General features: G+C 41.0%; 22 protein-coding genes and 1 tRNA gene. 13 read left to right on the forward strand and 10 right to left on the reverse strand.

Annotated elements, in window-relative coordinates; all coding sequences use genetic code 11:
* Nucleotides 1-365: 365 nt before the first annotated feature.
* The gene (locus H5187_RS17300) at nucleotides 366-1,625 is read left to right on the forward strand and encodes an aromatic amino acid transport family protein (protein WP_182798094.1); all 1,260 of its coding nucleotides are present in this window, start codon (nucleotides 366-368) and stop codon (nucleotides 1,623-1,625) included.
* A 406-nt stretch (nucleotides 1,626-2,031) separates the two neighbouring features.
* Nucleotides 2,032-2,781, forward strand: a complete 750-nt coding sequence (locus H5187_RS17305) for a tetratricopeptide repeat protein (RefSeq protein WP_182798095.1) — start codon at nucleotides 2,032-2,034, stop codon at nucleotides 2,779-2,781.
* Between the two features lie 130 nt (nucleotides 2,782-2,911).
* On the opposite strand, the gene H5187_RS17310 is transcribed toward H5187_RS17305, so the two are convergent.
* Together H5187_RS17310 and H5187_RS17315 are read right to left on the reverse strand one after the other, a co-directional pair.
* Complete coding sequence (locus tag H5187_RS17310; RefSeq protein WP_220491389.1) at nucleotides 2,912-3,403, reverse strand: hypothetical protein; 492 nt, start codon at nucleotides 3,401-3,403, stop codon at nucleotides 2,912-2,914.
* Nucleotides 3,400-3,735 (reverse strand): hypothetical protein, encoded by a 336-nt coding sequence (locus tag H5187_RS17315; protein ID WP_182719260.1) that lies wholly within the window; start codon nucleotides 3,733-3,735, stop codon nucleotides 3,400-3,402. The genes H5187_RS17310 and H5187_RS17315 overlap by 4 nt, the downstream gene beginning before the upstream one ends.
* 178 nt (nucleotides 3,736-3,913) lie before the next feature.
* Between H5187_RS17315 and H5187_RS17320 the strand changes: the two genes are divergently transcribed.
* Together H5187_RS17320 and H5187_RS17325 are read left to right on the forward strand one after the other, a co-directional pair.
* Nucleotides 3,914-5,080: a hypothetical protein gene (locus tag H5187_RS17320; RefSeq protein ID WP_182798096.1), complete on the forward strand. Its 1,167-nt coding sequence runs from the start codon at nucleotides 3,914-3,916 to the stop codon at nucleotides 5,078-5,080.
* A 71-nt stretch (nucleotides 5,081-5,151) separates the two neighbouring features.
* Nucleotides 5,152-6,801 (forward strand): hypothetical protein, encoded by a 1,650-nt coding sequence (locus H5187_RS17325; RefSeq protein WP_182798097.1) that lies wholly within the window; start codon nucleotides 5,152-5,154, stop codon nucleotides 6,799-6,801.
* 425 nt (nucleotides 6,802-7,226) lie between these two features.
* Here the strand turns inward: H5187_RS17325 and cysQ are convergent, their stop codons facing one another.
* Genes cysQ through cysG form a run of 6 tightly spaced genes read right to left on the reverse strand, consistent with a single transcriptional unit; the run spans nucleotide 7,227 to nucleotide 14,198 of the window.
* On the reverse strand, nucleotides 7,227-8,009 hold the full coding sequence (gene cysQ / locus H5187_RS17330) for a 3'(2'),5'-bisphosphate nucleotidase CysQ (RefSeq protein ID WP_149983367.1): 783 nt from the start codon (nucleotides 8,007-8,009) through the stop codon (nucleotides 7,227-7,229).
* A gap of 3 nt (nucleotides 8,010-8,012) precedes the next feature.
* Nucleotides 8,013-8,612, reverse strand: a complete 600-nt coding sequence (gene cysC, locus H5187_RS17335) for an adenylyl-sulfate kinase (RefSeq protein WP_145238262.1) — start codon at nucleotides 8,610-8,612, stop codon at nucleotides 8,013-8,015.
* Between the two features lie 30 nt (nucleotides 8,613-8,642).
* Nucleotides 8,643-10,367: an SLC13 family permease gene (locus tag H5187_RS17340; RefSeq protein WP_149983365.1), complete on the reverse strand. Its 1,725-nt coding sequence runs from the start codon at nucleotides 10,365-10,367 to the stop codon at nucleotides 8,643-8,645.
* A 30-nt stretch (nucleotides 10,368-10,397) separates the two neighbouring features.
* On the reverse strand, nucleotides 10,398-11,825 hold the full coding sequence (gene cysN / locus H5187_RS17345) for a sulfate adenylyltransferase subunit CysN (protein ID WP_145238268.1): 1,428 nt from the start codon (nucleotides 11,823-11,825) through the stop codon (nucleotides 10,398-10,400).
* Nucleotides 11,825-12,724: a sulfate adenylyltransferase subunit CysD gene (gene cysD, locus H5187_RS17350; protein ID WP_145238271.1), complete on the reverse strand. Its 900-nt coding sequence runs from the start codon at nucleotides 12,722-12,724 to the stop codon at nucleotides 11,825-11,827. Before cysD ends, cysN begins: the two co-directional genes overlap by 1 nt.
* 52 nt (nucleotides 12,725-12,776) lie before the next feature.
* Nucleotides 12,777-14,198: a siroheme synthase CysG gene (gene cysG / locus H5187_RS17355; protein ID WP_149983363.1), complete on the reverse strand. Its 1,422-nt coding sequence runs from the start codon at nucleotides 14,196-14,198 to the stop codon at nucleotides 12,777-12,779.
* Nucleotides 14,199-14,474: 276 nt separating this feature from the next.
* Between cysG and deoC the strand changes: the two genes are divergently transcribed.
* A complete protein-coding gene (deoC, locus tag H5187_RS17360) occupies nucleotides 14,475-15,224 on the forward strand; it encodes a deoxyribose-phosphate aldolase (RefSeq protein WP_182719266.1) in 750 nt (249 codons plus the stop codon).
* The gene (locus H5187_RS17365) at nucleotides 15,211-15,711 is read left to right on the forward strand and encodes a hypothetical protein (protein ID WP_145238280.1); all 501 of its coding nucleotides are present in this window, start codon (nucleotides 15,211-15,213) and stop codon (nucleotides 15,709-15,711) included. The genes deoC and H5187_RS17365 overlap by 14 nt, the downstream gene beginning before the upstream one ends.
* A 58-nt stretch (nucleotides 15,712-15,769) precedes the next feature.
* Here H5187_RS17365 and H5187_RS17370 read toward each other — a convergent pair whose 3' ends face one another.
* Nucleotides 15,770-16,906 carry a CsgG/HfaB family protein gene (locus tag H5187_RS17370; RefSeq protein ID WP_145238283.1) on the reverse strand — a complete coding sequence of 379 codons (1,137 nt, stop codon included), beginning with the start codon at nucleotides 16,904-16,906 and terminating at the stop codon, nucleotides 15,770-15,772.
* Nucleotides 16,907-17,026: 120 nt separating this feature from the next.
* Nucleotides 17,027-21,016, reverse strand: a complete 3,990-nt coding sequence (locus H5187_RS17375; RefSeq protein ID WP_310737470.1) for a two-component regulator propeller domain-containing protein — start codon at nucleotides 21,014-21,016, stop codon at nucleotides 17,027-17,029.
* A gap of 165 nt (nucleotides 21,017-21,181) precedes the next feature.
* On the opposite strand from H5187_RS17375, the gene H5187_RS17380 reads away from it, so the two are divergent.
* From H5187_RS17380 to rplL, 7 genes are all read left to right on the forward strand, one after another.
* Nucleotides 21,182-21,258: transfer RNA gene (locus H5187_RS17380), tRNA-Trp, on the forward strand.
* 132 nt (nucleotides 21,259-21,390) lie between these two features.
* Nucleotides 21,391-21,768, forward strand: a complete 378-nt coding sequence (gene secE, locus H5187_RS17385) for a preprotein translocase subunit SecE (protein ID WP_016710555.1) — start codon at nucleotides 21,391-21,393, stop codon at nucleotides 21,766-21,768.
* A 4-nt stretch (nucleotides 21,769-21,772) separates the two neighbouring features.
* The gene (nusG, locus tag H5187_RS17390) at nucleotides 21,773-22,330 is read left to right on the forward strand and encodes a transcription termination/antitermination protein NusG (RefSeq protein ID WP_145238289.1); all 558 of its coding nucleotides are present in this window, start codon (nucleotides 21,773-21,775) and stop codon (nucleotides 22,328-22,330) included.
* Between the two features lie 216 nt (nucleotides 22,331-22,546).
* Entirely contained in the window at nucleotides 22,547-22,975 is a 429-nt protein-coding gene (gene rplK, locus H5187_RS17395; protein WP_008108462.1) for a 50S ribosomal protein L11, read from the forward strand.
* 4 nt (nucleotides 22,976-22,979) lie between these two features.
* Nucleotides 22,980-23,684, forward strand: coding sequence for a 50S ribosomal protein L1 (gene rplA / locus H5187_RS17400; protein ID WP_145238292.1), 705 nt, complete (start codon nucleotides 22,980-22,982; stop codon nucleotides 23,682-23,684).
* Between the two features lie 322 nt (nucleotides 23,685-24,006).
* The gene (gene rplJ, locus H5187_RS17405; RefSeq protein ID WP_145238296.1) at nucleotides 24,007-24,501 is read left to right on the forward strand and encodes a 50S ribosomal protein L10; all 495 of its coding nucleotides are present in this window, start codon (nucleotides 24,007-24,009) and stop codon (nucleotides 24,499-24,501) included.
* Between the two features lie 76 nt (nucleotides 24,502-24,577).
* Complete coding sequence (gene rplL / locus H5187_RS17410; RefSeq protein ID WP_064668694.1) at nucleotides 24,578-24,940, forward strand: 50S ribosomal protein L7/L12; 363 nt, start codon at nucleotides 24,578-24,580, stop codon at nucleotides 24,938-24,940.
* The last annotated feature ends 54 nt before the right edge of the window (nucleotides 24,941-24,994 follow it).

Consider the following 24,994-nt stretch of genomic DNA (forward strand, 5'->3'; position numbering starts at 1 on the left):
GTAGCATTTGCTATGTGAAAGTAGGACATTGCCAGGCTCCAAATTGAGAAAGCCCGACTAGAAATAGTCGGGCTTTTTTACGTTTAAAATGTGAGTTAGCGAGAGTAAAGTTAGCGAACGTTTGACATAGGGCGCGAAAAGTTTATTTTTGTAAAACTCGAAACTCGAAACTCGAAACTCGCAAATTTATTTCCTCTATCAGCTAAAGAATTTTGATTTTATGACTGTTTCAAATTCATGACAGTAAGTAACTCAGTAATTACAAAATAGGTTGTAATATTTAGTTAATTATGTCGCCAAAAACTGAAATAATGTGTTGATTTCTATATGCTCTTGCCAAATTATTATACTAATAGGTGAAGTGCATGAACTCTTCCACTGATGCTGCGCAGTTTGACGCAGTGACAACAAGTAAATCTAAATGGAACTTTCATGATACCCAATGGGTGTTGAGTCTTTTTGGTACTGCAGTCGGTGCCGGTATTTTGTTTTTGCCAATTAATATTGGTATTGGTGGCTTTTGGCCGCTGATCATTTTAGCGTGTTTAGCGTTTCCAATGACTTTCTTAGCCCACCGTGGTTTAGCGCGTTTTGTATTGTCATCAAAGAACAAAGATGCTGATTTTACCGATGTGGTTGAAGAGCATTTTGGTGTGAATGCTGGTAGATTAATTTCATTATTGTATTTTTTATCAATATTTCCAATTTTACTGATCTATGGTGTTGGCCTAACCAATACTGTTGATAGTTTTATAGTAAACCAATTAGGTATGGAAGCACCTTCTAGAGTATTGCTTTCAGGAGTTTTAGTTGCCAGTATGATCAGCTTGATGCTCGGTGGTGAAAGGCTAATGTTGCGTGCTTTTGCTATTTTAGTGTATCCGTTAGTAGGGATTTTACTGTTTCTATCTTTGTATCTAATCCCTAGTTGGCAAGTACCAAATATGGCCTTTCCTGAGTTTGTAGGCTTTAGTAAAACACTATGGCTGTCAATTCCTATAATAGTGTTCTCATTTAGCCACGCAGCGGCGATTTCAAGCTTTGTAAACGTACAACGAGGTCATTATGGTAAGCAAGCAACAGCTAAGTCTGAAGCGATTTTAAAGCGTACTAGCTTACTGCTAATTGTGTTTGTGTTGTTATTTGTATTCTCCTGTGTACTCTCTTTAACGCCAGAGCAAATGCTGCAAGCTAAAGCACAGAACGTATCCGTGTTATCATACTTAGCTAATGTTACTGACAACTCATTTATTGCCACCTTTGGCCCGCTAGTCGCGTTTATTGCTATCACTTCATCTTTCTTAGGTCATTTTTTAGGAGCAAGAGAAAGCTTTAATGGGCTTGTTACTAAACAAACAAGTTTGTCGCTGAAAAACGCTGACAAAATTGGTGTTGCTATCATGTTCTTTGCTATTTGGTTTTGTGCTGTTAAAAACCCAAGTATCTTAGATATGATGGATCAACTATCAGGGCCGATTATTGCGATGATATTATTCATCATGCCAATGATTGCAGTTTATAAAGTTCCAGCATTACAAAAATACCGTGGCCGTTTTAGCACCTTGTTCGTGTTAGCGGTAGGCTTATTAGCGGTAGCTGCTTTGATTTATGGCTTTGTTGCTTAGCAAGTAGCTTTAGAGACTTTAGTTAGATTAAATAAAAGCCCTGTAGGTGACAAACTTACAAGGCTTTTTAGTTTACGCGATTGCAGCTAGGGCACGACCTCTAATATCAGTAGCAAAGGCTAGGCCTTTTTTTAAAGCTTGTTTCAGCAGCGCTAATCCACTTTCAATCGTTGTCATTACTTCTTCCCGTAGAATCAATTAATTGAACCGAGAATGTTAAAATACAATAGCTGATTTTACGAGAGGCTTTTTAGATAGAGGAATGTTTCATGACTAAAGCCTCTATGGAGCGTGAAGTGCCTTGGTGATTATTCATTAGTTGAAGAGTTCTAACTTACAACTTAAAATTGATGGCTTGCAACGGTTAGGTCTTCTATTTAACCAAAGTAATAATAATGGAGATCAAATGGTCGATAAAGCAACCTTATACCTCGAAGATATCTTAGAGGATGCATTTTATTTTTTGCAGAATGGCGATGCGAAACAGGGTAAGTACTTGCTGAAAAAAGCAGCTAAAAAGTACCCACGTCATTACTTGACCTATTATGGGGTCGGTATAATGGCTGTACTCAAAGGTGATTATAACTTAGCTATACAAAACTTGCTGAAATCCATAGCAGTTAATGGTGAATATGCTTTAGCTCACTATAACCTGGCGATTAGTTATCAAAAAACTGGAAAGGTTGATTTATCTATTAAGCACCATGTTGCAGCATTGAAGTATGCATCACCAGAAGAGACTGACGTTATTACTGCGTCTAAAGAAATTATTGAGTTAGTTGAAAAAGGCTTGCCGACAGGTTTTACTATTGAACAGTACCTTGAAGATTTAGAACGTTTCGATAGGGGCTTTGAATTTCTCCAAACAGAGCAGTATGAAAAAGCTATTCCCTTGTTTAAAGTGATTGCATCAAATCAGCCTAAGCATGTGCAGGCTAAAGGGAACTTGGGGATTTGTTATTTAATGTTACAGGATTATATGCAAGCGCGAGATTACTTTGAGCAAGCGTTAGCACTTGATCCAGACTATGGACCTGCAAAGAAAAACCTAGCTGTATTGAACAATATAGAAACCGGGCTATTGAGTAAGCCTTTGGATATGCAATCAACTTATTTTTATGCAGAAAAAGTAGCACGAGCTGATAAAATAACTTAGCAATCGAATGGTTCAAGCTTATCGCTTAAAGCTTTACTGCTTTCTTTGGTTCAAATAGGCTGAATGTTGTAATACTCAACTCAGCCTACGATGAGCAATGTAATTATTTGCTCATTTTATCAAGGCTTGGCTACTCGAAGTTTTCCATTGTCTTCATTAAATTAAATGGCTTATTTAATTTTTCTAAGCTAGAAAATTGTTCACGTATATCTTCAGGCAAAATAAAGTAATCAGCTTTAGTTCGCTCAAAAGTTAAAGGGATTGCCATAATTAATTGGTTGTACTTATCAAGCATGGTTTTATCGCTATCTTTTAAGGCCTGCAATTTTGCTGAAAGCAATGTGAAACGCTGCAACTCATCATGTGTGCATAAATCTTGCGTCTTTGCATAATGATAAGATAAAACACTACTAAGCACATTCCAGTCATCTGAAATATGTTTAACGTCATCTGGAGTTATAACTATTGCTGTTTGCTGACATTTTTCAAGTTTAGTGTCATATGCTTTTATTGAATTATGGTATTCAACCGTTAAATAACTAGTGAGGTTATTTTCGGCTATATTTGCATATGTTAAAAAGGAACTGAATAAAGCAAGAGCGAAAACAATAAAATTATTCATTTTGCAGCCTCGCAACCGTTATAAACAGCCTTCCAGAACTGCCTTTCTTTAGATGTTTTAGCTTTAATTGCTTGAAGACCAGATATCGTTTCTATGGTTTTTCGAGCTATGCTTGGGGAGCTTTTTAGTGCAGTAGAAAAAGCATCAAAATCAGTTTGAGTGAGGTTATAGTGACTTTTAATGATGCCATTACCCGCAAAAATGTTAGCAAAAGTACCAACTGTAATTGTTGCACTGAGCCACTGATTAATTTCTTTTATTCGCCTTATTTCTTTTACAGCTAGCTTGCCACGCTCAGAAAACTCCAAATCGTCAATTTCAGGACATCTCATTAATTACTCCTTGTTATTGAATTCCGTAAATATAAAGCCTAGCAAAAACTGTCTAAAAACTGTACCTGAAAATTGTAACCAATATATAAAAAATACTGAGTTTCTATTTTTATTCAACAGGGTATACACTGATTGAGTTATTTGAAATGCAAACTAGATTCCTTATAAGGATATTAAATTGTCGCAGTCTCTTCCTATTCCAGCCCAGCGTTGGTTATCACTGTTATTGTGCGCAATTACAGCGGCCGCAATTACAGTATTTTTAAGTAACGTCAGTTTTGTACGGCAAGCCTATGCAAGCTGGGGCAGTATTTTATACGCCAATTCTGTACTGCACTATAGTTTTGCTTTTCTTTCCGGCATTGGCATCAAGCTAATGCTGGATAAGTTTTATATCTCCCACGCCAAACGCAGTATTGGGTTTAGCTTTAAGTACCCGCCAGTGACGATAAGCTTATGGTTTTCGATAATTCTTATAGGTTCGATTTTTTACTTCACTTCAAATGTACAGCAGTTAATAGCGGCTAGTTCTTGTTTTAAGTATTTCATCTTATCTATTTTAGGTTCTTCCATAGTTATAGCCTACCAACAAGACAGTGAAAAAATTAACCTTAATTTGCTTGTATGCTTTTCTTCTATAGCTGCGATTAGCGCAGTTTTTATTTATTGGCATATCAGTCATACAGGTTTTAGTTGGCCACTTTTTATAGTGGTAGATGTTTACATACTTTTCGTAATATTTTTGATAGGTAAATATGTAAATGGATGCGTTAAATTAAATCGAGAACAAATAACCATAGAGTGTGCGTCAAGCCTTAATTCAAATGACTTTAAAACCTTAGGTGAGTTCAAAAATTGGTTTAAAGACGATTCAACTATTAAAAACACAGAACAACTGGAGCCTGATTTACGGATTTATGCCACTCGTATTACTGAACGGCTGTTAACCGGTGGTGATAAAGAAGGATATGAGAAAAAGGGAGCGCAACATATCGCACTGTGTGGGCCATTTGGCTGTGGAAAAAGCAGTATAGTTGACAGTATTGCAAGTGAGTTAGCAAAAAGCCCTAAGCAAGATGGGATCTGGATACATAGTGATATATCAACGTGGGGCGCAGCAAGTGGCAGGGTTGCTCATGTAGTATTGAGTCATATCATCGATGATATCAGCCAACATATTGATATGTGCGCCTTTCGTGCCTTACCAAAACATTATACCGAAGCCCTAAAATCAGGCGGCAGCATATTTCAGTTTGCATCCACACTACTGGCAGGCCCCGTTGATATTGAAGAGAGCTTCAAAAGCTTAATGATGTTCTTGAAGCAACCAACCATAAATTACTGATCACCTTACAAGACGTAGATCGCGGCACAGGTGATGAAAATGAAAAACGCCTAAATGATATAGCTGCACTGTTGGATAGATTAAAGGGCGAAGATTTAAGTCATATTAACTTTATCATCGCAATGGGTAATGAAAATGAAGTTGCCGCCGAAGTGATCTCAAAAGCAACGGATTATAGAGAGGATATTGCTGCTCAGGACTGTTATGAATATCTAAATCTATACACAAAGCTCAGCTTGGAAAATGCGTTAAAACCGAATAAAAAGCGGAAAATCAAAAATTATAAAATAATTGGTTATTGGGGATTGATCAAGTTAGATGATCAAAACAACGGGCAGCGTGATAGCTTAACATCTGAATTAAAAAAACTAGAGGTATCCACGAGCTATATTAACAATCATTTAAACTCATTCCGGGTTTTAAAGAAGGTCTTACGGAGAGTGGATCAAGCTTGGCAACCTGAAAAATTGATGGGGGAAGTTAATTTTATTTCATTGATGATGGTGGTCGCTTTTAGAGAAGTTTATCCTGTTCAGTATTCCAGGTATCAAAAGCTTGCGGAGAAAGGTAATCAATTACTACATAGGTGGTCTGCTCCCGAAAGTCTCGAGTTAAAAATAAAAGAGATATGCAAAAGTAAGGATGGTGTTCAAGATGAACAATTAAAGCAATATCTAGATCATATGCTTCGTATTGATTGGCGAAGGGATGATCAAGAATCTAAAGATCAGCAAGAAGTAGCGAAAGAGTTAGTAAAGAGGGGCTCTACAAAAGAAGCTTCTACCTCAGTGACTATTGAAAGTAATGCTATAAACAATATTAAGTTAAATCCGTTTCGACTTGAGATAGATTGCACCAATATTAAAACCCAAAAAGATCAGAATAGTAAAAGCTTGGTGATGAATCCTAAGTTTAATTATCTACAATCAGTTGGCTGTACAAATAATACTGTTAATTATTTAGATCGGATTCAACGAGAGCAGCTATCAATCAAGAAAGCATCAAAAAATACAGAGTTGAGCGATCAAGTTTTAATCGCCAAAGTTATTGAACTACGAGAGTCTAAAGATATTTTAGAGTTTTTGAATAAATGGTTTGAGTTGGATAGTGACTATCGTTTAGGTGTAGAGCGATTCTTTTTTATACCCAATTGTTGTGATGATCTAAATAAGGGGATTACGGGTTTTTTTGAGCGTTCAAGCCGTGATAGAGATTCAAATTTTCAAGATTTCAGTAAAAGTTGTGATATTGAACTTAGTATAGCTTGGCTAATTGCAGAAAGTTTAACGCTGGAAAATTTAAATGAGGTTTTTAGCTTTTTCTTTAATAGAATTCAGGATGACAGTCAAATACCTTTAAGCGAAGAAAAACACATACTTTTCAGGTTAATTTATGAAGTGTTGGGTTTATTATCCAGCACTTCAGAGCCAACTAATATTAAGGCGTTTTTTAGAGGATTAAACCAAATGGAAAATGAAAGTGATTATTCTTTTTTATGCCTCTATCTAATTTCTTGCACGAAAGAGTGGAGTTTTGATAACGAGAACAAATGCTTTAAATTTGATGTATCAGATATTCAAATTGCAGAAGAAAAGCTCAGCATATTATTAGGAGTGGATCCTAAAACTTTTTTAGAAATACCAATGAACCCTACTATAAGGTTTAATAATGCTCTGAGGTTAAATGAAGCAATAGAAAGTAAAATTAAACCATATTTTTAATGAGATAGCTTCTCTGTACAGCTCCTTGGTGCTCTCAGTGGTGGAATTGTTTTTAAGATAGAATACAGAGCAGCTTTCGTGGCTGAAGCCAACTCCTACGAGTGAAGTGCTAGACTTACCGCCTATGGCTAAAGCCCTCTGTGTAGCGAAGCGCCTTGGTGTTCTCTGTGGTGAAATTGTTTTTTCAAACAGAACGCAGAGCAGGATTTTTCGTGGCTGAAGCCAACTCCTACGAGTGAAGAGTCGGTCTTAAACTTACCGCTTAAAGCTTATGGTTAAAGCCCTCTGTGTAGAGCGAAGCGACTCGGTGTTCTCTGTGGTGAAATTGTTTTTTTAAATAGAATGCAGAGCAGGATTTTTCGTGGCTGAAGCCAACTCCTACGAGTGAAGAGTCGGCCTTAAACTTACCACTTAAAACTTACAGCTTATAGCTTGGTTTCTTCTTCTATCACACTCACAACAAAATACGGATTCAAATACTCATCTTTGGTGTTATAAACAAGCGGGCTGCCATCAAGCTTAGTGACTTTTGCTCCGGCGATTTCGGCTATAGCGTGGCCTGCGCCGGTGTCCCATTCGCAGGTTGGGCCTAGGCGTGGGTAAATGTCGGCGCTGCCTTCGGCGACTAAGCACAGTTTTAGTGAACTGCCTTTTGAGACCATTTCCACCTCGTCAAAGCGTTTTACAAACTCGGCTAAATCCGGTGATGGATGCGAGCGGCTGCCGACTACGCGGATAAGGCCTTTGTTTGCTTTGGTGGTGACTTTAAGCTCAATGCGCTCATCACCGCGGTCCTTAAATGCGCCGATTGCCTCTGCTGCCAGATAAGACACGCCTAGCGCAGGCGCATCTACTACCGCTAAGATAGGTTTGCCGTTTTCAATCAAGGCGATGTTAACGGTAAACTCACCGTTCTTTTTAATAAACTCTTTAGTGCCGTCGATTGGGTCAACCAGCCAATAGCGGGTCCACGTTTGGCGAATATCCCAGCTGATATCGGCACTTTCTTCACTTAATACTGGGATCTCTGGGGTTAAGTGGGCTAGGCCATTGGCAATCACTTTGTGAGCTGCAAGATCGGCGTCGGTTACAGGGCTTTCATCAGCTTTGTACTCAACGTTAAAATCCTTTTCGTAAATCCCCATAATAGCGCTGCCAGCTTGGCGGGCAAGGATCAGTATTTCTTCGAGCAGTTCCGTTTGGTTCATGACTTAACCTTTAATAATTTGCTGTTGTTTTAGATACGCTATCAGCTCTTGCACCGATTGGTCTAGGGTGTTTTTACTGGTATCTAAGATTATTTCCGGTGAATGGGGTATTTGGTAGTCTGAATCTATACCTGTGAAGTGTTTTATTTCACCTGCGCGGGCTTTTTTGTATAAGCCTTTTGGATCGCGGCTCTCGCATACGTCCAGAGGTGTGTCTAAAAACACTTCGATAAATTCACCGTCATCGACTAAGTTTCTTACCATATCGCGTTCAGCGCGAAATGGGGAAATAAATGCGGTGAGTACCAATAATCCAGCATCGACCATTAGTTTAGCGGTTTCACCAACGCGGCGAATATTTTCGATACGGTCTTCGTCGCTAAAGCCTAAATCTTTACACAAGCCGTGGCGTACATTGTCGCCATCTAGCAGGTAGGTGTGAATACCTTGTTGATTGAGTGCGCTTTCAAGGGCGTTTGCTACGGTGCTTTTACCTGAGCCGGAAAAACCAGTGAACCATAAAATAGCCGGTTTATGGCTTTTGTGTTCGCTACGTTGTGCTTTAGTAATGGCATAGTTATGCCAAACAATGTTCTCATCCATTATAAAACTCTCTTATGAGTAAGCGCTGGCTTAAAATGGAAATACCAGCGGGATCAGGGTTAATACCGTTATTGAATAAATAATAGAAAGCGGTAAGCCCATTAATACATAGTCTTTTAAACGATAATTGCCGGCGCTATAAACCATCAGGTTAGTTTGATAACCAAATGGTGATATAAAGCTTGCAGATGCACCAAAGGCGACCGCCATAATAAACGGCAGCGGGTCAACATTAAAGCCCATTGCTAATGCATAAGCGACAGGGAATGATAGTGCCGCTGCGGCGTTATTGGTGATAAGTTCGGTGAACATTACTGTCATTACAAAAATCGCGATAAACGCGCCATAGGGGCCAAAATCACCGAGTACATAAAACAATGCTGCAGATATTTGTCCAGCTAGGCCGGTGCCTATCATCAGTTTAGCAAGGCCAATGGCGCTACCAACTACAGCGAGTAACTCAATAGGAAAACGGCGTTTTACTTCACTCAGCTTTATCGTTCCCGTGAGCATTAAGCCAATCAGCAATACTAATAAGCCTTTTACCAGTGGTACATAGCCAATAATACTCAGCCCAAGTACCGTTGCAAAGCTCGCTAATACTAAGTTAGATTGCTTGGGCGCTAAGTGAGTTTGTAAATCAAGCCCGGAAATATACACAAATTCGCGTTTTAAATTAGGCAGACTATAAAAGTCTTTACCTGGTGCGAGGATCAGTGAGTCTCCCGCTTGCAGCTGCACTTTACCAAGGCCACCTTGCAAGCGGTCATGGCCGCGACGAATAGCGATAACAGCGGCATGAAACTGTTCACGAAAACGCGCTTCTTTAACTGTTTTTCCTATAAATTTAGATGATTGGCTGACAACAACTTCAACGAGGTGCTCAACATCTTTTTGATGTTTATCGTGAACTATTTTTAGCCCGTCAAAGCGTGTTAGCAATGGCACTGATTTGATGTCACCGACAAACAGCAATACATCGCCCGCTTTAATCACTTGTTGCGGGGTCACTGCACAAATGCGTTTATCGCCGCGAATAATTTCCGCTAGGAATAAGTCTTTAAGTTCGCGCAGGCCATTTTCTTCTACGCTTTTACCAATTAGTTTTGAGCCTTCTTCTATTTTACCTTCGAGATAAAAAGGCACTACTTCTTGATCGTTTTTGCCGTTGTCTGGCAAATATTTTAGCATCACTAAAATAGTGAACAGGCCCACACTTAATGCGCCTAACCCGACTATGGTAAAGTCGAAAAAGCCTAGCGGTGCCATGCCTGCATCAACGGCAAAACCATTGACGATTAAATTTGTTGAAGTACCAATTAAGGTAATTGTGCCACCTAAAATAGCAGTATACGACAGCGGTAATAGTAGCTTTGAAGGTGAATGGTTTGGATTGTCTTTTATGGCAGTAATGAGCGATGCGACAACCGCTGTATTATTGGTAAATGAGGATAAAAACGCTGTAGAAAGTCCGAGCTTAGTGACTGAGCTGGTTAAACTTCCTTTTGATAATGACTGGGCAAGCTTTTGTACGAGTGTAGTTTTTTCAACCGCAATCGAAACCAGTACTAATAACACTAAGGTGATCAGTGATGGATTGGCGTAGTTGATCAGCATATCTTCAAGGTCGATTAACCCGCCTAGATATGCGGTGCCAATGGCGCCAACAAAAAGCCATGCTGGCTTTAGCCGCGTGCCAAACAGGCACCCGACTAAAGTTAGCATAATGCCTGTTAATACTAGCTGTTGATACATGCTTTATATGTCCTTAACAGGCAAAGTTGGTTATTTAAGCTTTGATATATCAAGCGCTTGCCAATGTGGGAAGTGCTTGCGTACTAACGCATTAAATTCAACTTCAAACTCACTAAAGTTACCCGTTTGTTGTTGCTTAGCAAGCACGTTTTCAATCATACCCGCCGCAACAGTTAAGTTAGATAAACGATCGATTAAAATAAACGCACCGGTTTCGTGATTGTTGTGATAAGCATCGGCCAAAATGGTTTCGGTCAATTCTAGGGTAACAATCGCGATTTCGTTTAACTGCAGGCTGTCTGCGCTGCCGTGTTCAAGGGTGTTCACATCAATGGTGTGATCAATTTTTTTCACGATAGCCGAAGTATTTTTACTGCCTAGCTTAAAGTTATAGCTTTTACCCAGTACCAGCGGCGCTTCGTGCATCCACACAAGCTTTGCTTGTACTTGGTTAGTAACAGTCGCTGTTGAATCAGCAGGAACGATCACGTCCCCTCGGCTAATATCAATTTCAGTGTTAAGCGTTAAAGTAATTGCTTGGCCAGCTTCGGCTGTGTCTAAGTTGCCGTCAAAGGTTACAATCTCTTTAATGCTTGAGGTTTTACCTGATGGCAATACTTTAATAGCATCACCAACGCGTAATTTTCCTGAGGTCAAAGTACCTTGGAAACCACGGAAGTTTAGGTTAGGGCGTACTACATACTGCACAGGGAAACGCGCTTCAAAGCCAGTGTCTGTTTCAGCTGCTGGTGAGTCTTCTAATAACTCAAGCAGTGGTTTATCTGTGTAATATGGTGTGTGCTCTGAGCGTGTTACTACGTTATCGCCTTTAAGCGCCGACATAGGCACAAACTTGATGTTAGATACGTTAAGTTGCTCGGCAAATTTTAAATAATCGGCTTTAATGCGCTCATAAACGGTTTCGTCAAAATCAACAATATCCATTTTATTCACGGCAACAACAAACTGTTTAATACCCAATGAATCACAGATAAAGCTGTGACGCTTAGTTTGTACTTGCACACCGTAGCGCGCATCAACAAGAATAATCGCTACATCACTGGTTGATGCACCGGTTACCATGTTGCGGGTGTATTGCTCATGCCCTGGAGTATCAGCAATAATGAATTTACGTTTAGCCGTTGAAAAATAACGGTACGCTACATCAATAGTTATGCCTTGCTCACGCTCAGCTTGTAAGCCGTCAACCAGTAGTGCTAAATCGAGCTCTTCACCGGCATTACCGACTTTTTCGTTATCTTTATGCAGTGCTGCTAACTGATCTTCATAAATTTGGTGGCTGTCGTGCAGTAGGCGGCCAATTAGGGTTGATTTACCGTCATCCACACTACCACAGGTCAGCATACGCAATAGGCTTTTGTCTTGTTGGCGAGCAAGATAGGCGTCGATGCCAATTGCTTTTACTTCGTTAATTGTATCGCTAGTATTAATAGACATTAGAAATAGCCCTCACGTTTTTTCTTCTCCATTGAACCTGCTGAATCGTGGTCAATTACCCGACCTTCACGTTCAGATGACGTAGATAGCAGCATTTCTTCGATAATCTCAGTCAGTGTACTGGCTGTTGATTCCACTGCACCGGTAAGTGGGTAACAACCTAAAGTACGAAAACGAACAGATTTCATCATGGGTACTTCGCCTTCTTTAAGCGGCATACGCTCATCATCAACCATGATCAAAGTACCATCACGCTCTACAACAGGGCGCTCTTTGGCTAAGTAAAGCGGAACCATATCGATGTTTTCTTGATAGATATATTGCCAAATATCAAGTTCAGTCCAGTTAGAAAGTGGGAATACACGGATGCTTTCGCCAGGGTTAACTTGACTGTTATAGGTATTCCAAAGCTCTGGACGTTGGTTTTTTGGATCCCATCTGTGGTGTTTATCACGGAATGAATAAACACGCTCTTTAGCGCGAGATTTTTCTTCGTCGCGGCGTGCACCACCAAACGCGGCATCAAAGCCGTATTTATCAAGCGCCTGTTTTAAGCCTTGGGTTTTCATGATATCGGTATGCTTACCAGAGCCATGAGTAAATGGGCTGATATCAATCGCTAAGCCTTCCGGATTTTTGTGGACGAGTAAGTCAAAACCGTACTCTTTTGCTAAGCGATCACGAAATTCGATCATTTCTTTAAACTTCCAGTTGGTATCAACGTGAAGCAGTGGAAACGGAATTTTACCTGGGTAAAACGCTTTACGCGCTAAATGTAAAAGTACCGATGAATCTTTACCGATAGAGTAAAGCATAACTGGGTTCTCAAACTCAGCAGCAACTTCGCGCATGATTTTGATACTTTCAGCTTCTAATTGCTGAAGGTGAGTTAAAGCCATTGTTAGTCGTCCTACTAAAATGATTAAAAGTTAAAATCTAAATAGTTTAAAGCTATGCCACGTCTGTAAGCGGTTGTGCAAAGCTACTAGTTTGGGCTTTTGTGCCAAACCAATGAAGTTCTTCATGTAATGAAGCAACTTCACCAATAATTAATAATGCCGGTGAAATAATGCTGTGACGCTCGATTAAATCGGCCAGCTCACCTAATTTACCGGTTACAACGCGTTGATTTTTGCGAGTACCGTTTTCAATAATTGCCACGGGTGTATCTGCACCGCGACCATGTTTTAATAATTGTGCTTGAATATGGGGAGACTTAATTACACCCATATAAATAGCCAGAGTTTGGTTTGGTTTTGCCAGTGATTGCCAATCTAGTTCTTGACCGTCTTTTTTACAGTGACCAGTTACAAACTGTATGGCTTGTGCATGGTCACGGTGCGTTAGCGGAATACCCGCATAAGCGCTACAACCTGCGGCAGCAGTTATGCCAGGGACGATTTGGTAATTTACGTTATTAGCTGCCAGTACTTGAACTTCTTCACCACCACGGCCATAAATAAACGGGTCGCCACCTTTAATGCGGCACACTTTTTTACCTTGCTTGGCAAGGTCAACTAGCATTTGGTTAGTATCTTCTTGCACGACACTGTGATCGCCTAAGCGTTTACCCACACAAATTAAATCAGCATCGCGGCGTACTAGCTCCATAATTTCGTCAGAGACTAGAAAGTCATACACCACCACATCAGCTTGTTGCATTAGTTGCAGTGCTTTCAGTGTTAATAGCTCTGGATCTCCTGGACCTGCGCCAATTACGTATACTTCACCTTCAGGATCCAGTTTGCTATCGAGTAATTGTTCAAGCTGTACGCTTGCGGCAGCTGTATCGCCCGTTTGTACTTTGCTGACGACAGATGAATCAAATACGCCTTCCCAAAATTGGCGACGATCAGCAAAACTTGTGAAGCGCTGTTTTACTTTGTCGCGAAAGCTGCCAACTAAACTTGCAAGCGGGCCGATGTGTTGTGGAATAAGCGTTTCTAACTTCTCACGTAAGCGCCGTGCTAATACCGGCGCTGTGCCAGCACTTGAAATTGCAATAGTGATCGGGTCACGATCAACAATTGAAGGAAAAATAAAGGTGCATTTAGGTTGGTCATCCACCACGTTAACGAATACATTTCGTGCATTTGCGAGTTCAAATACGCTGTTATTTACGTCATCATTGTCGGTTGCGGCAATGACCAGCATTTTGCCATCAAGGTGTGATTCATCAAAAAAAGCGTCAATTAGAGTGACATCATTATTTTGTGCATGCTCTTTTAATTCATCACAAAACCAAGGTGCTACTAAAGTGACATCAGCGCGAGCTTTCAAAAATGCACGGCACTTACGTAACGCAACCTCTCCACCGCCAACAACCAATACAGGTTTATTGTCGAGCTTGGTAAAGATAGGTAAATATTGCATGTGTAGACCCTTGGAAAAAATTACAGCAAAGATGCTTTTCAGAAACTCAGAATATAGTGGCGTAAGCTAAGTAAAAAATAATTAAAACCCAGTTAATATAACTAAAAGTTATATATGGTTGTCCGATTTGGCTTAAGCCTTAGTTAACATGGGATTGCGCCGAGTTACAAGTACTATAATGACTATATATCGAGCTTAGAGTGTTTGGTTATTAGCTATAGCGAGAATAGTTAAATTTGGTACTATTGCTAATACATGAACTTACTTGGTGGATTTATGACAACGCAACTAACTGATGCGGCATTGGCCGTGCAATTAATGGATTTAACCAGTTTAAATAGTAATGATAGCGCGGCAACAATACAGGCCTTGGTGGCTAGTATTAAGCCCAACCTAGGTATTCCGGCTGCAGTGTGTGTTTATAGTGAGTTTGTTGATGACGCCAAGCTTGCTTTAGCTGAGCGCGAGCTTAGTTATGTAAAAGTCGCCACAGTAACTAACTTTCCCTCAGGCAACAGTGAGCTAAGTGAAGTAATTAATGAAACATTAATCGCAATAGAGCGTGGCGCAGATGAAATTGATTTGGTGTTACCGTATCAAGCCTTAATCGCGGGGGACGAAGCCACAGCGCTAGAATATGTGCGTGCCAGTAAAGAGTGTTGTCCTGAACACGTACAATTAAAAGTAATTATAGAATCCGGCGCACTAAAAACAGCGCAGTTGATAACACTGGCGACAGAAATAGCAATTGCCGGTGGTGCTGACTTTGTTAAAACCAGCACCGGCAAAGTAGCTACAAATGCCACTCTTGAAGCAACCGAAGTGATGTTAAGTACGATTAAAAAGTCGCCGCGTGTAGTCGGTTTTAAAGCTGCAGGTGGCGTGAAAACGGTTATGGATGCAAGTAATTACTTACAGCTAGCGACTGATATTATGGGAGAAAGTTATTTGAATCCGTCAACATTTAGATTTGGTGCATCAAGCCTGTTAGCTGATGTATATGCGGTACTTAATGACGCGTCATAGTGAGCAAGAAAAATTACAACTTGAGCATGATGCAGGCAAGTTGTTCTTGCGTTGCTATGAACATCGCTTTGGTATTCCAATGCGCCATATTTGGCATAATCAGCCGAGTAAACCAGATATCAGTTGTTATCGTAATGAACAGAAGCTTGATATTGAAATAGCACATTTATATGCCAGCGAAACCGAAGCCATGGCAGTACTCGGCAGGCCTTTATCTATAAGCATGCAACGAGATCTTGCTGATATGGCAATGCAACCAAGTGAGCAGCGGCTGCACTGTGCACTGCAGCGGTTATTAGAACAAAAAGGAAAAAAGCATTATCAATCAGAGCAAACATGGCTGCTTATTCGTAACGCCAGCACCATTTGGCATAAAGCGGATTTTGACGCTGAGTTACAGAATATAACGATACCGCTTACCCATCCTTTTCAACAAATTTGGTTGCTTTGTGATTTTTATCAGGGCGAGCTGTTACAGCTGTTCTAAGTATTTAGATGGTATAGCAGCCAAGAATAAACTGGCTGCTAAATAACTTGATCTTTGGTTAGTTAATTTTAAACATACTACCTAAGCTCTCAAGCCCTGACTTATTGGTTTTAGCAATACATTGACTTTCATCGAGTGACTTTTTGGTTGCTTCGTCTGCAAGTCCCGACACTTTTAATTGTTTCTCTTGTTGGTATTCGCGCAGTGCGATAACTGTTTGACGATCGTACTTAACATCTTCAGTTTCAAATTCTTCATAATCGGGTTGGTTTTTTAAATAACCTAAACAGACTAGATTCATGCGAGACATGGCTAAATCCATCTTTTCATAATGCGGCATTCTATGTGTAGGAACATCGACTTTTGCTACTGGAGCAACGGCTTTTGACTTGGCAGCCGTGGTCGTAAGCGGTGGTGGTGCTGTGTATCCAGGTGCAAGGGTATTATTACTGTTATAGCGATAGTAAGTGGCAGGGACTTTAGTTTGTAAAAACTCTACAGCTTTGATTATCACTTCGCGTAGCGCTTTTTCTTTAGGGGTGTTTGACCAGCCACTTAAATTACCACCGACCAATGCACCACCAAAATTAGTTGCCGCACTGGTAAAATCAAAATCTTTGCTACCTCCTTCGACGCTGGTGGCTGCTAAAATACGTGAGGTGCGAGTATCGATAAGGCGTAAATCAATCGCCATATGCGAGCCTGAAAAACCTGCCGATACTGAGCTAAACACATCACCTATAAAACCGCCAGTACCAACACTGGCACCTGAGCTGTCGTCATCAAATTCAGTTACCGCTGCTACCACAACTATTTCGGCTCCTTCAATTTCACCGTAAGCTGCCCCTGATGCTGCGCTAACACGACCTGAAGCCGCTAGATCTTGCTCAGATAACACTGCATCTAACGCTTGGCGTTCAAGTACGATAAAGCGATTGGTGCCTACCAAAGCTGTGGTGAGTTGGTCGGCCATGCCTTCGCCTATTTCTTTTCGCCACCAATGAGAGTCATTCGATTTATCGGTAAAGCGTGCCACGGCAATACGCGCTTTTGGACCATTATATTGTTGTTGGGCGACTTCATTAATGTTTGGTGAATCTTGGTTTGAAGTGACCTTGGTCGAGGTACTTTGGCAAGCGCTAAGACTGCTTGCAACGAGGGTTGCCAACAGTACTTTTTTAGTTGTTGTGAGCATATGATTTTCCTTAATTAATGTGCCAAATAGAAACAGTGAAGGTTTTTATTCTACAAATTGTTTTAAAGTTAATTTAAATAAATCATAAGGTTAAAAATAGTACTGAGGCGAACACTTTGGTCACACAGGCGAAGTTTTTGCATTCAGATTGGTTTTTTCCCTAAACTGCTTAGGCGAAACGTTATGCTTTGCCTTAAAGCAGCGAGCAAAGTAACTTTGTGAGCTAAAGCCGACTTTTTCAGCAATTAAACCTATACTCAGATCGCTGTCGCTAAGTAACTTTTCAGCATACTCTAAACGAGTATTACGAATATAATCACTGGGAGTTAAATTGTAGAGTGCTTTCATTTTCAGTTGTAAGGCACGTGGGCTTAAATATAATCCTGCAGCGAATTCTTCAATACTAAACGCTTCGTTGTGATAGTTATCACGGATGATGTTTTTCAGGCGTTCGGTAAATTGGTAATCTTTACTTTGTGTAAGCTGCGGATCGAGTACCAGCGGCGGAGCATGAGCCGCAAGCTGCTTTGCTAAGTGCCGATTAAGGACTGCACGAATACTCAGTAACCCTTGTACTCTACTGAGCAGTAATTGCGGCTCAAATGGTTTACTTAAAAAATCATCTGCTAGTAAATCAAGGCCTTTTAGTCTGCTTTGTGTATCGGCTTTTGCTGACAATAATAACACCGGTATATGGCTGGTAATGTTATTTGTGCGTAGCGCATTAAGTAATTGATAACCGTCCATGCAAGGCATCATCACATCGCTGATCACTAGATCTGGCATTTCTGTTTGGCAGATGGCTAAGCCTTGTTCGCCGTTAATAGCACTTAAGCAGTGGTACTCAGTAGCAAACAAAGTCAGCAGTAGTTCGCGCATTTCGTCGTTATCTTCAACAATCAGTAGCTTTTGCGAATTGCTGGGGCGGGTTGCTTCATTTACTGATGCTGCTAGCGAAGTTGCGCCATGCTCTGCTTCAGTCAAAGGCAGAGATACAGTAAAACAACTGCCTTTACCTACTTCACTTGTTAGTGAAATCTGCCCGCCGTATTGCTCTAGCAATTGTTTAACTAAAGCAAGGCCAATTCCACTGCCGTTTTGATTTTGTGCTGCAACACGCGTAAAGCGTTCAAAAATAATGCCTTGTTGGTGTTTTTCGATGCCAATACCGGTGTCAACAATCGCGATATGAGCCATGTTATTATGCACTGATAAGCTAATCTCAACTTGACCGCCTGAGTGGGTATATTTGAGGGCATTACTAACTAAGTTGGTAATAATTGACGTTGCATGTTCTGGCTCAAGGGCTATGCAGCAAGAGCCTTGGCTGAGATCTGTCATTGTTACGTGAATACCTTTTTGTTCAAACAGCACCGTGAAGTCAGCAACCAGCTGCTTTATAAATGGTGCTAAAGGATAGGGCGAAACGTAATGTATAGCGCAGCTGGGGCGTTGGCTTAGCTGTAATAGTTGATTTATTAAGGTCAGCAAACGTAGGCTATTGCGTTTGATCATCGATAATTGTTTTTGGCTAGCTTGATCTTTATGGTTTAGCTGCAAGCTTTCAAGTGGCGCGAGTATTAAACTCAGAGGCGTTTTTAATTCATGGCTAATATTATCTAAAAATTGACTTTTTAAGCGATTCAGCTCACGGGCTTGTTTACTTGTTTGTTCGGCCAGCTTAGCGCGGTATAGCGAGGCCGCAATAAGCCAAATAATAACCCCCGTGAGAAGAACATAACCGGCATAGGCAAGGCGACTTTGCCACCACGGCGGCACCACCGTGAAATCGAGCATAGCTTTAGCATTACTCGACTGGCCATACTGATCTTTTACTTTTAGTTGCAGCTGATAGTCGCCTGCGGGCAGTTGCGGGTAGTTTATTTGTCGTTGTTGTGCGTTGGTATATAGAAATTGCTTATCAAAACCAGCGAGTTTGTATCCATATTGATATTGTTGAGGTGCCGACGGGCTATTTAATGCTGAGAACTTAAAGCCTATCACGCCGACACCTTTGTTAAAGGAGAGTGTTTGTATATAGCTAATTAATTTCGCAGCTTGAGTCTCGTGCTTAGTGTATGGGGCAGTGGCTATCGCTTGATTGTTAATTAGTAATTCGACTAACACAGGCTCTGGAGTTGTAGCTGCCAGCTGTAGCTTAAGCGGATCAAATTGATTAAAGCCGTTGATCCCGCCAAAAAATAGTTCACCGTTCTGCGCTTGATAAGCCGCGCCGAGAATAAATGAATTATGTTGCACGCCATCACGGGGTAAAAAATGCTGCATATTTTCAGAGCTGGGCTGATAACGTGTTAAACCTTGGTTGCTTGCCAGCCACAGGTAACCTTTGGCATCCTGTTTAATGGCAAAAATATTATCGTTTAGCAGGCCATCATGCTCGGTGATTCGGGTTATCTCTGCCGTTGTTTTATTCAGTTTATTTAAGCCTCCAAAAGTACCCACCCACAGTGTATTGTCATCTTGCAGATGAAGGGCGGTAACCATGTTATGACTTAAGCTATTTGGGTTTGTTTGATCGGCTTGATAATGGCTAAATTCATTGTTGTTGAGGGTGAGTTTATTTAAGCCAACTCGAGTACCAGCCCAAATTGCATTAGCAACGTTATCGTAAACGAGGCTAAATACGGTGTTGTTCGATATACTATTGTGTTGTTCCGAGTGCTTAAAATGCTCAATGGTCAAGTTATCGGGGTTAAACAGACTTAAACCTTGATTGCTTCCCAACCATAAGTTGCCGTTCCGATCGCTGGTGAGCGCATAAATGTTATTGCTGCTGAGCTGGTGGCTTTGCACTGTGAATGATGTAAAGTCATCGCTTTCGCGGTTATAACGCAATAAACCGCCACCATAGGTGCCAATCCAAATACGCTGTTGGCTATCTTCATAAAGGCTGAATATATTGTTGTTGGTAAGGTTGCTGGTATCGACGTGATAGCGCACAAAGCCATCTTTTGTTTGTCTATTTAACCCGTTGCGAGTACCGACCCATAATTGCCCTTGCGAATCTTTAAGTAAGGCCCGGATAAAATCATGGCTAATACTGTTAGGGTCATCGCTGTGTTGTTGATGATTAAATTGATTTTGGCGCATATCGTAGCGTTGTAACCCATAACCATCAGTGCCTATCCACAGAATACCTTGCAGGTCTTGATACAAAGACAGTAAGTAATCATTAACAAGCCCATGACGTTGCTGTGGAAGGTGTTTAAATTGGCTAAAGCTTGTCAGAGTTGTTTGATAGTTGGGATTATAATATAAGCCTTGGCCGTAGCTGCTAAGCCAAAGATGCTCGTTATTATCGATTAAAATATCGCTTATCCATATACCATCTAGTTGTTTTATATCATTAAACTGTTCACTTTCTAAATCAAAGACACTAAGCCCTGTTTTACTGGCAATCAGTAGCTGCCCTTGTGGCGTGAGTTTTAGGCGCCATAGTTGCTTTTTACTTGCTGAAAAGTGGCTAAATTTAGCTGTTTTTGTATCAAATTTTATTAATCCTTCATTACTGGCCAGCCATAAATTTTGCTTAGCATCAATCACCATATCCTGAAAAATAATACTACCTTGGGTGTTTGGCGAGTAGGTAAAGTAGGCAGTTTCATGCTCGGCTACATTTAGGCGAGTTAAGTTACCATCTTCATGGCCTAACCATAAATTATTGTGTTGATCAGTAAGCATTGACCAAATGCGGTTATCTTTAATCGCTAATGGACTGTTACGGTTAAAATGAGTGAATATACCGGTTTCTGTATTTAGGGCGTTTAGCCCTTGTGTAGCTGTAGAAAACCACAGCAGATTATTGTCAGTGGTAACACAGTCGGTGATCCAATTACTCGATAGACTTGGCTGGGTTGGATGAGACTTAAAGCGTTTAAATTCATAACCATCAAAACGGTTGAGCCCACCTTGGGTGGCGAACCAATGAAAACCACGGCGATCAGTTATGCTGCAAGTGACAGAGTTTTGCGTTAACCCCTGTTCATTAGAGAAGGAGTCTAAATGTAAAGACAGTGCCAGCGCGCTGTTATGAAATAGCCATAAAAAACCAATAATGGCCGGATAGATAGTTGTTTTTATTGTTAGCACGTGCTTCCTCGTGCGTAGTAATATCCCTTGAATTGAAACAATCATAAACTGCTTTTTAATCAATGTTAAGATGGATTTTTCAATCTAGTGATGAGATTTTGACTTATGGGCATCTTTTACACTTGTGTTAATGAATTGCGTAAGTATAATAGGCATCCACTTTGCAGGGGCGTAGTTCCAATTGGTAGAACAGCGGTCTCCAAAACCGATGGTTGGGAGTTCGAGTCTCTCCGCCCCTGCCATTTTATCCTGTTTGTGGGTAAAGTCTGAGGTTAAAAATCGGTTTAAATAAGTCTGTTTTTAAGTTTGGATTTTAATGGATTAACCCTGCCATAGTGTAGGGTTGTTGTGTCTGTAGTTAAGGTAATAATATTATGAGCACGAATGTAGAAACTCCATCAAGTGCGATGGATTCAGTAAAGTGGCTTGTGGCAATTGCGCTACTTGCAGGCGCAGTAGTTGGTAACTATATGTACGCAGATCAGTCTGTGTTATTACGTGCTATTGGTGTTGTTGTTGCTGTTGCCGCTGGTTTGGGGATTGCATCACAAACTGAAAAAGGGCGTACCTTCCTTGCTTTTGCAAAAGAAGCACGCATCGAAGTACGTAAAGTAGTGTGGCCTACGCGCCAAGAAACTACCCATACGACATTTATTGTAATGGTTGCAACTGCGATTATGGCACTTATCCTTTGGGGATTAGATGGCATTTTATTCCGCGCAGTAGGCTTTTTAACTGGATTGGAGATCTGATCCCATGTCGGATGAGAACAACGAAAAGAAACTACGTTGGTACGTAGTACAGGCTTTCTCAGGTTATGAGAAGCGTGTTGCACAAACTATTCTTGAGCATATCAAGATCGAAGGTTTGGAAGATAGCTTTGGTGAAGTATTAGTACCTACTGAAGAAGTGGTTGAGATGCGCGCTGGTCAAAAGCGTAAATCTGAGCGCAAGTTCTTCCCAGGTTATGTACTTATCCAAATGGATATGAACGATAAAAGCTGGCACTTAGTAAATAGCACCGCGCGTGTTATGGGCTTTATCGGTGGTACGTCTGATCGTCCAGCACCAATTAGCGCTAAAGAAGCTGATCGCATTCTTAACCGCTTACAAGAAAACGCTGAAGCGCCTAAGCCTGCAACGTTATTTGAACCAGGTGAAGTGGTGCGTGTTGTTGACGGCCCATTTGCTGATTTCAGTGGTGTGGTTGAAGCTGTTGACTATGAAAAGAGCCGCGTAAAAGTATCGGTACTTATCTTTGGTCGTTCTACTCCTGTTGAACTTGAATTTGGTCAAGTTGAGCAAGATAGATAAACAAATTAACTGATTTATACCAAAAAATATATTGTTTGGTATAAAGCTTGAAAAAGGCCGCTGATTAACTTATAATCAGCGGCCTTTTTGTATTCAAAGTAAGCATTTCTTGGTTTGTATACAGAAAAGTGAGAAACCAATTTTTAAACTGGGAAGCCGCTAGAGTACGCGTCCTCGCGCGCACAAGGCTAAGACCCACCTAATGAGGTATTTATAATGGCTAAGAAAGTTGAAGCTCTAATCAAGCTACAAGTTGCTGCTGGTATGGCTAACCCTAGTCCTCCAGTAGGTCCAGCACTAGGTCAACACGGTGTAAACATCATGGAATTCTGTAAAGCGTTCAACGCACGTACAGAATCTATCGAAAAAGGCGCTCCAGTTCCTGTAGTGATCTCTGTTTACGGCGACCGTTCATTTACGTTCGACATGAAAACGCCACCGGCTGCTTACTTACTTAAGAAAGCTGCAGGTATCAAATCTGGTTCAGGCCGTCCTAACACTGAAAAAGTAGGCACAGTAACTCGTGCTCAACTTGAAGAAATCGTTGAGACAAAGAAACCTGACCTTACAGCTTCTGATTTAGAAGCTGCGGTTCGCACTATCGCAGGTTCTGCGCGTGCGATGGGCTTGAACGTAGAGGACTAAGATAATGGCTAAATTAACTAAACGTATGCGTACTATCCGCGAAAAAGTGGAAGCGACTAAAGATTACGAAATCACCGAAGCAGTTGCTCTTTTAAAAGAGTTAGCGACAGCTAAATTCGTAGAAAGTGTTGACGTTGCTGTTAACCTTGGTATCGATGCTCGTAAATCTGACCAAAACGTTCGTGGTGCAACTGTACTACCTAACGGTACTGGCCGTGACGTTCGCGTTGCAGTGTTCACACAAGGCGCTAACGCAGAAGCTGCGAAAGAAGCTGGTGCTGAACTAGTAGGTATGGAAGATCTTGCTGAGCTAGTTAAAAAAGGCGAGATGAACTTTGACGTTGTTGTTGCATCACCAGACGCTATGCGTGTTGTTGGTCAACTAGGTCAAATCTTAGGCCCACGTGGTCTAATGCCAAACCCTAAAACTGGTACTGTAACGCCTAACGTTGCAGAAGCAGTTAAAAATGCTAAAGCTGGTCAAGTGCGTTACCGCAATGACAAAAATGGTATCATCCATACTACTATTGGTAAGGTTGATTTCACAGTTGAGCAACTTCAACAAAACCTTGAGTCGCTAATTGTTGCGCTTAAGAAGGCTAAGCCTTCACAAGCAAAAGGTGTTTACGTTAAGAAAGTAACCATCTCTACAACAATGGGCGCAGGTGTTTCTGTTGACCAAAGCACTTTAACAACAACTGTTGTTTAATTGAGTGTTTACATGGCGTGAAATTTATACTATAATTTTGCGCCATTTTGTTGAGAAATTTTGTTTTCTCAACAAGTAAAGAATTCGGGTTGAAGTCCATAATTTCGGTGCGCCTTCGGGCAAAACGATAAATTGGGCTTCCGTCCAAGACCGTAGGTGGCTTCGGCCTTAATATTCACCTACGTAGACGGTGTGAATCCCCAGATAGATTTTTCCTAATCTTCTGGCTCTCGCCGTAAAAAGCATCTCTATCTTGTTTGGTAGGGAAGAGTAGAACAGGGAAGCCGATGTACGGTAACCCATTAAACCAGGAGTAACACCCATGGCTTTAAATCTTCAAGGCAAAAAAGCAATTGTTGCTGAAGTCAACGAAGCAGCCAATGGTGCTCTATCTGCAGTTGTTGCAGATTCTCGTGGTGTAACAGTTGGCGCAATCACTGCCCTTCGTAAAGAAGCTCGTGCAAATGGTGTTTGGATGAAAGTTGTCCGTAACACTTTAGCAAAACGTGCTCTTGAAGGAACACAGTTTGAGTGCCTTTCTGATTCATTTGTTGGTCCAAGCTTAATCGCTTTCTCATCAGAGCACCCAGGTGCTGCTGCGCGTATCTTTTCTGCTTTTGCAAAGAAGAACGAGAAATTTGAGCTTAAAACGGCCGCTTTTGAAGGAAATGTTGTTGATGCAGCAATGCTTGCTACATTACCTACATACGACGAAGCTGTTGCACGCTTAATGAGCGCTATGAAAGAAGCGTCTGCTGGCAAATTGTGTAAAACAATTGAAGCAGTACGTGTACAGAAAGAAGAGCAAGCTGCTTAATTTTAAGCTGTTTAATCAATCTTTCGGTGTAAAATTTTTTTGGACCTAGAGTCCGTTAATTATTAGGAAATTTGTAATGTCTGTAACTAAAGACCAAATCCTTGACGCAATTGCTGAAATGTCAGTAATGGACGTTGTTGCTCTTGTTGAAGCAATGGAAGAAAAATTCGGCGTAACTGCTGCAGCTGCTATGGTAGCAGGTCCTGCTGCTGAAGCTGCTGAAGAGAAAACAGAATTTGACGTAATCCTTACTGGCGCTGGCGCTAATAAAGTTGCGGCAATCAAAGCTGTTCGTAGCGCAACTGGCCTAGGCCTTAAAGAAGCGAAAGCTCTTGTTGAAGCTGCTCCTACACCTGTTAAAGAAGGTGTATCTAAAGAAGAAGCTGAAGCTCTTGCTAAAGACCTTACTGAAGCTGGTGCTGAAGTTGAGGTTAAGTAATTTAGCTTTTGCTAAGTTCGCTGTCTGAGAAATCAGGCAAGGGCTGGTGATTAT

The organism is Pseudoalteromonas sp. SG44-1 (assembly GCF_014164315.1).
In the GTDB taxonomy this organism is placed as follows: domain Bacteria; phylum Pseudomonadota; class Gammaproteobacteria; order Enterobacterales; family Alteromonadaceae; genus Pseudoalteromonas; species Pseudoalteromonas rhizosphaerae.

What these genes read in the sequence shown, in the direction of transcription:
- H5187_RS17300 (WP_182798094.1), top strand. Translation starts at nt 366, where the DNA reads ATGAACTCTTCCACTGATGCTGCGCAGTTTGACGCAGTGACAACAAGT.
- H5187_RS17305 (WP_182798095.1), top strand. Translation starts at nt 2,032, where the DNA reads ATGGTCGATAAAGCAACCTTATACCTCGAAGATATCTTAGAGGATGCA.
- H5187_RS17310 (WP_220491389.1), bottom strand. Translation starts at nt 3,403, where the DNA reads ATGAATAATTTTATTGTTTTCGCTCTTGCTTTATTCAGTTCCTTTTTA.
- H5187_RS17315 (WP_182719260.1), bottom strand. Translation starts at nt 3,735, where the DNA reads ATGAGATGTCCTGAAATTGACGATTTGGAGTTTTCTGAGCGTGGCAAG.
- cysQ (WP_149983367.1), bottom strand. Translation starts at nt 8,009, where the DNA reads ATGAACCAAACGGAACTGCTCGAAGAAATACTGATCCTTGCCCGCCAA.
- cysC (WP_145238262.1), bottom strand. Translation starts at nt 8,612, where the DNA reads ATGGATGAGAACATTGTTTGGCATAACTATGCCATTACTAAAGCACAA.
- H5187_RS17340 (WP_149983365.1), bottom strand. Translation starts at nt 10,367, where the DNA reads ATGTATCAACAGCTAGTATTAACAGGCATTATGCTAACTTTAGTCGGG.
- cysN (WP_145238268.1), bottom strand. Translation starts at nt 11,825, where the DNA reads ATGTCTATTAATACTAGCGATACAATTAACGAAGTAAAAGCAATTGGC.
- cysD (WP_145238271.1), bottom strand. Translation starts at nt 12,724, where the DNA reads ATGGCTTTAACTCACCTTCAGCAATTAGAAGCTGAAAGTATCAAAATC.
- cysG (WP_149983363.1), bottom strand. Translation starts at nt 14,198, where the DNA reads ATGCAATATTTACCTATCTTTACCAAGCTCGACAATAAACCTGTATTG.
- deoC (WP_182719266.1), top strand. Translation starts at nt 14,475, where the DNA reads ATGACAACGCAACTAACTGATGCGGCATTGGCCGTGCAATTAATGGAT.
- H5187_RS17365 (WP_145238280.1), top strand. Translation starts at nt 15,211, where the DNA reads ATGACGCGTCATAGTGAGCAAGAAAAATTACAACTTGAGCATGATGCA.
- H5187_RS17370 (WP_145238283.1), bottom strand. Translation starts at nt 16,906, where the DNA reads ATGCTCACAACAACTAAAAAAGTACTGTTGGCAACCCTCGTTGCAAGC.
- secE (WP_016710555.1), top strand. Translation starts at nt 21,391, where the DNA reads ATGAGCACGAATGTAGAAACTCCATCAAGTGCGATGGATTCAGTAAAG.
- nusG (WP_145238289.1), top strand. Translation starts at nt 21,773, where the DNA reads ATGTCGGATGAGAACAACGAAAAGAAACTACGTTGGTACGTAGTACAG.
- rplK (WP_008108462.1), top strand. Translation starts at nt 22,547, where the DNA reads ATGGCTAAGAAAGTTGAAGCTCTAATCAAGCTACAAGTTGCTGCTGGT.
- rplA (WP_145238292.1), top strand. Translation starts at nt 22,980, where the DNA reads ATGGCTAAATTAACTAAACGTATGCGTACTATCCGCGAAAAAGTGGAA.
- rplJ (WP_145238296.1), top strand. Translation starts at nt 24,007, where the DNA reads ATGGCTTTAAATCTTCAAGGCAAAAAAGCAATTGTTGCTGAAGTCAAC.
- rplL (WP_064668694.1), top strand. Translation starts at nt 24,578, where the DNA reads ATGTCTGTAACTAAAGACCAAATCCTTGACGCAATTGCTGAAATGTCA.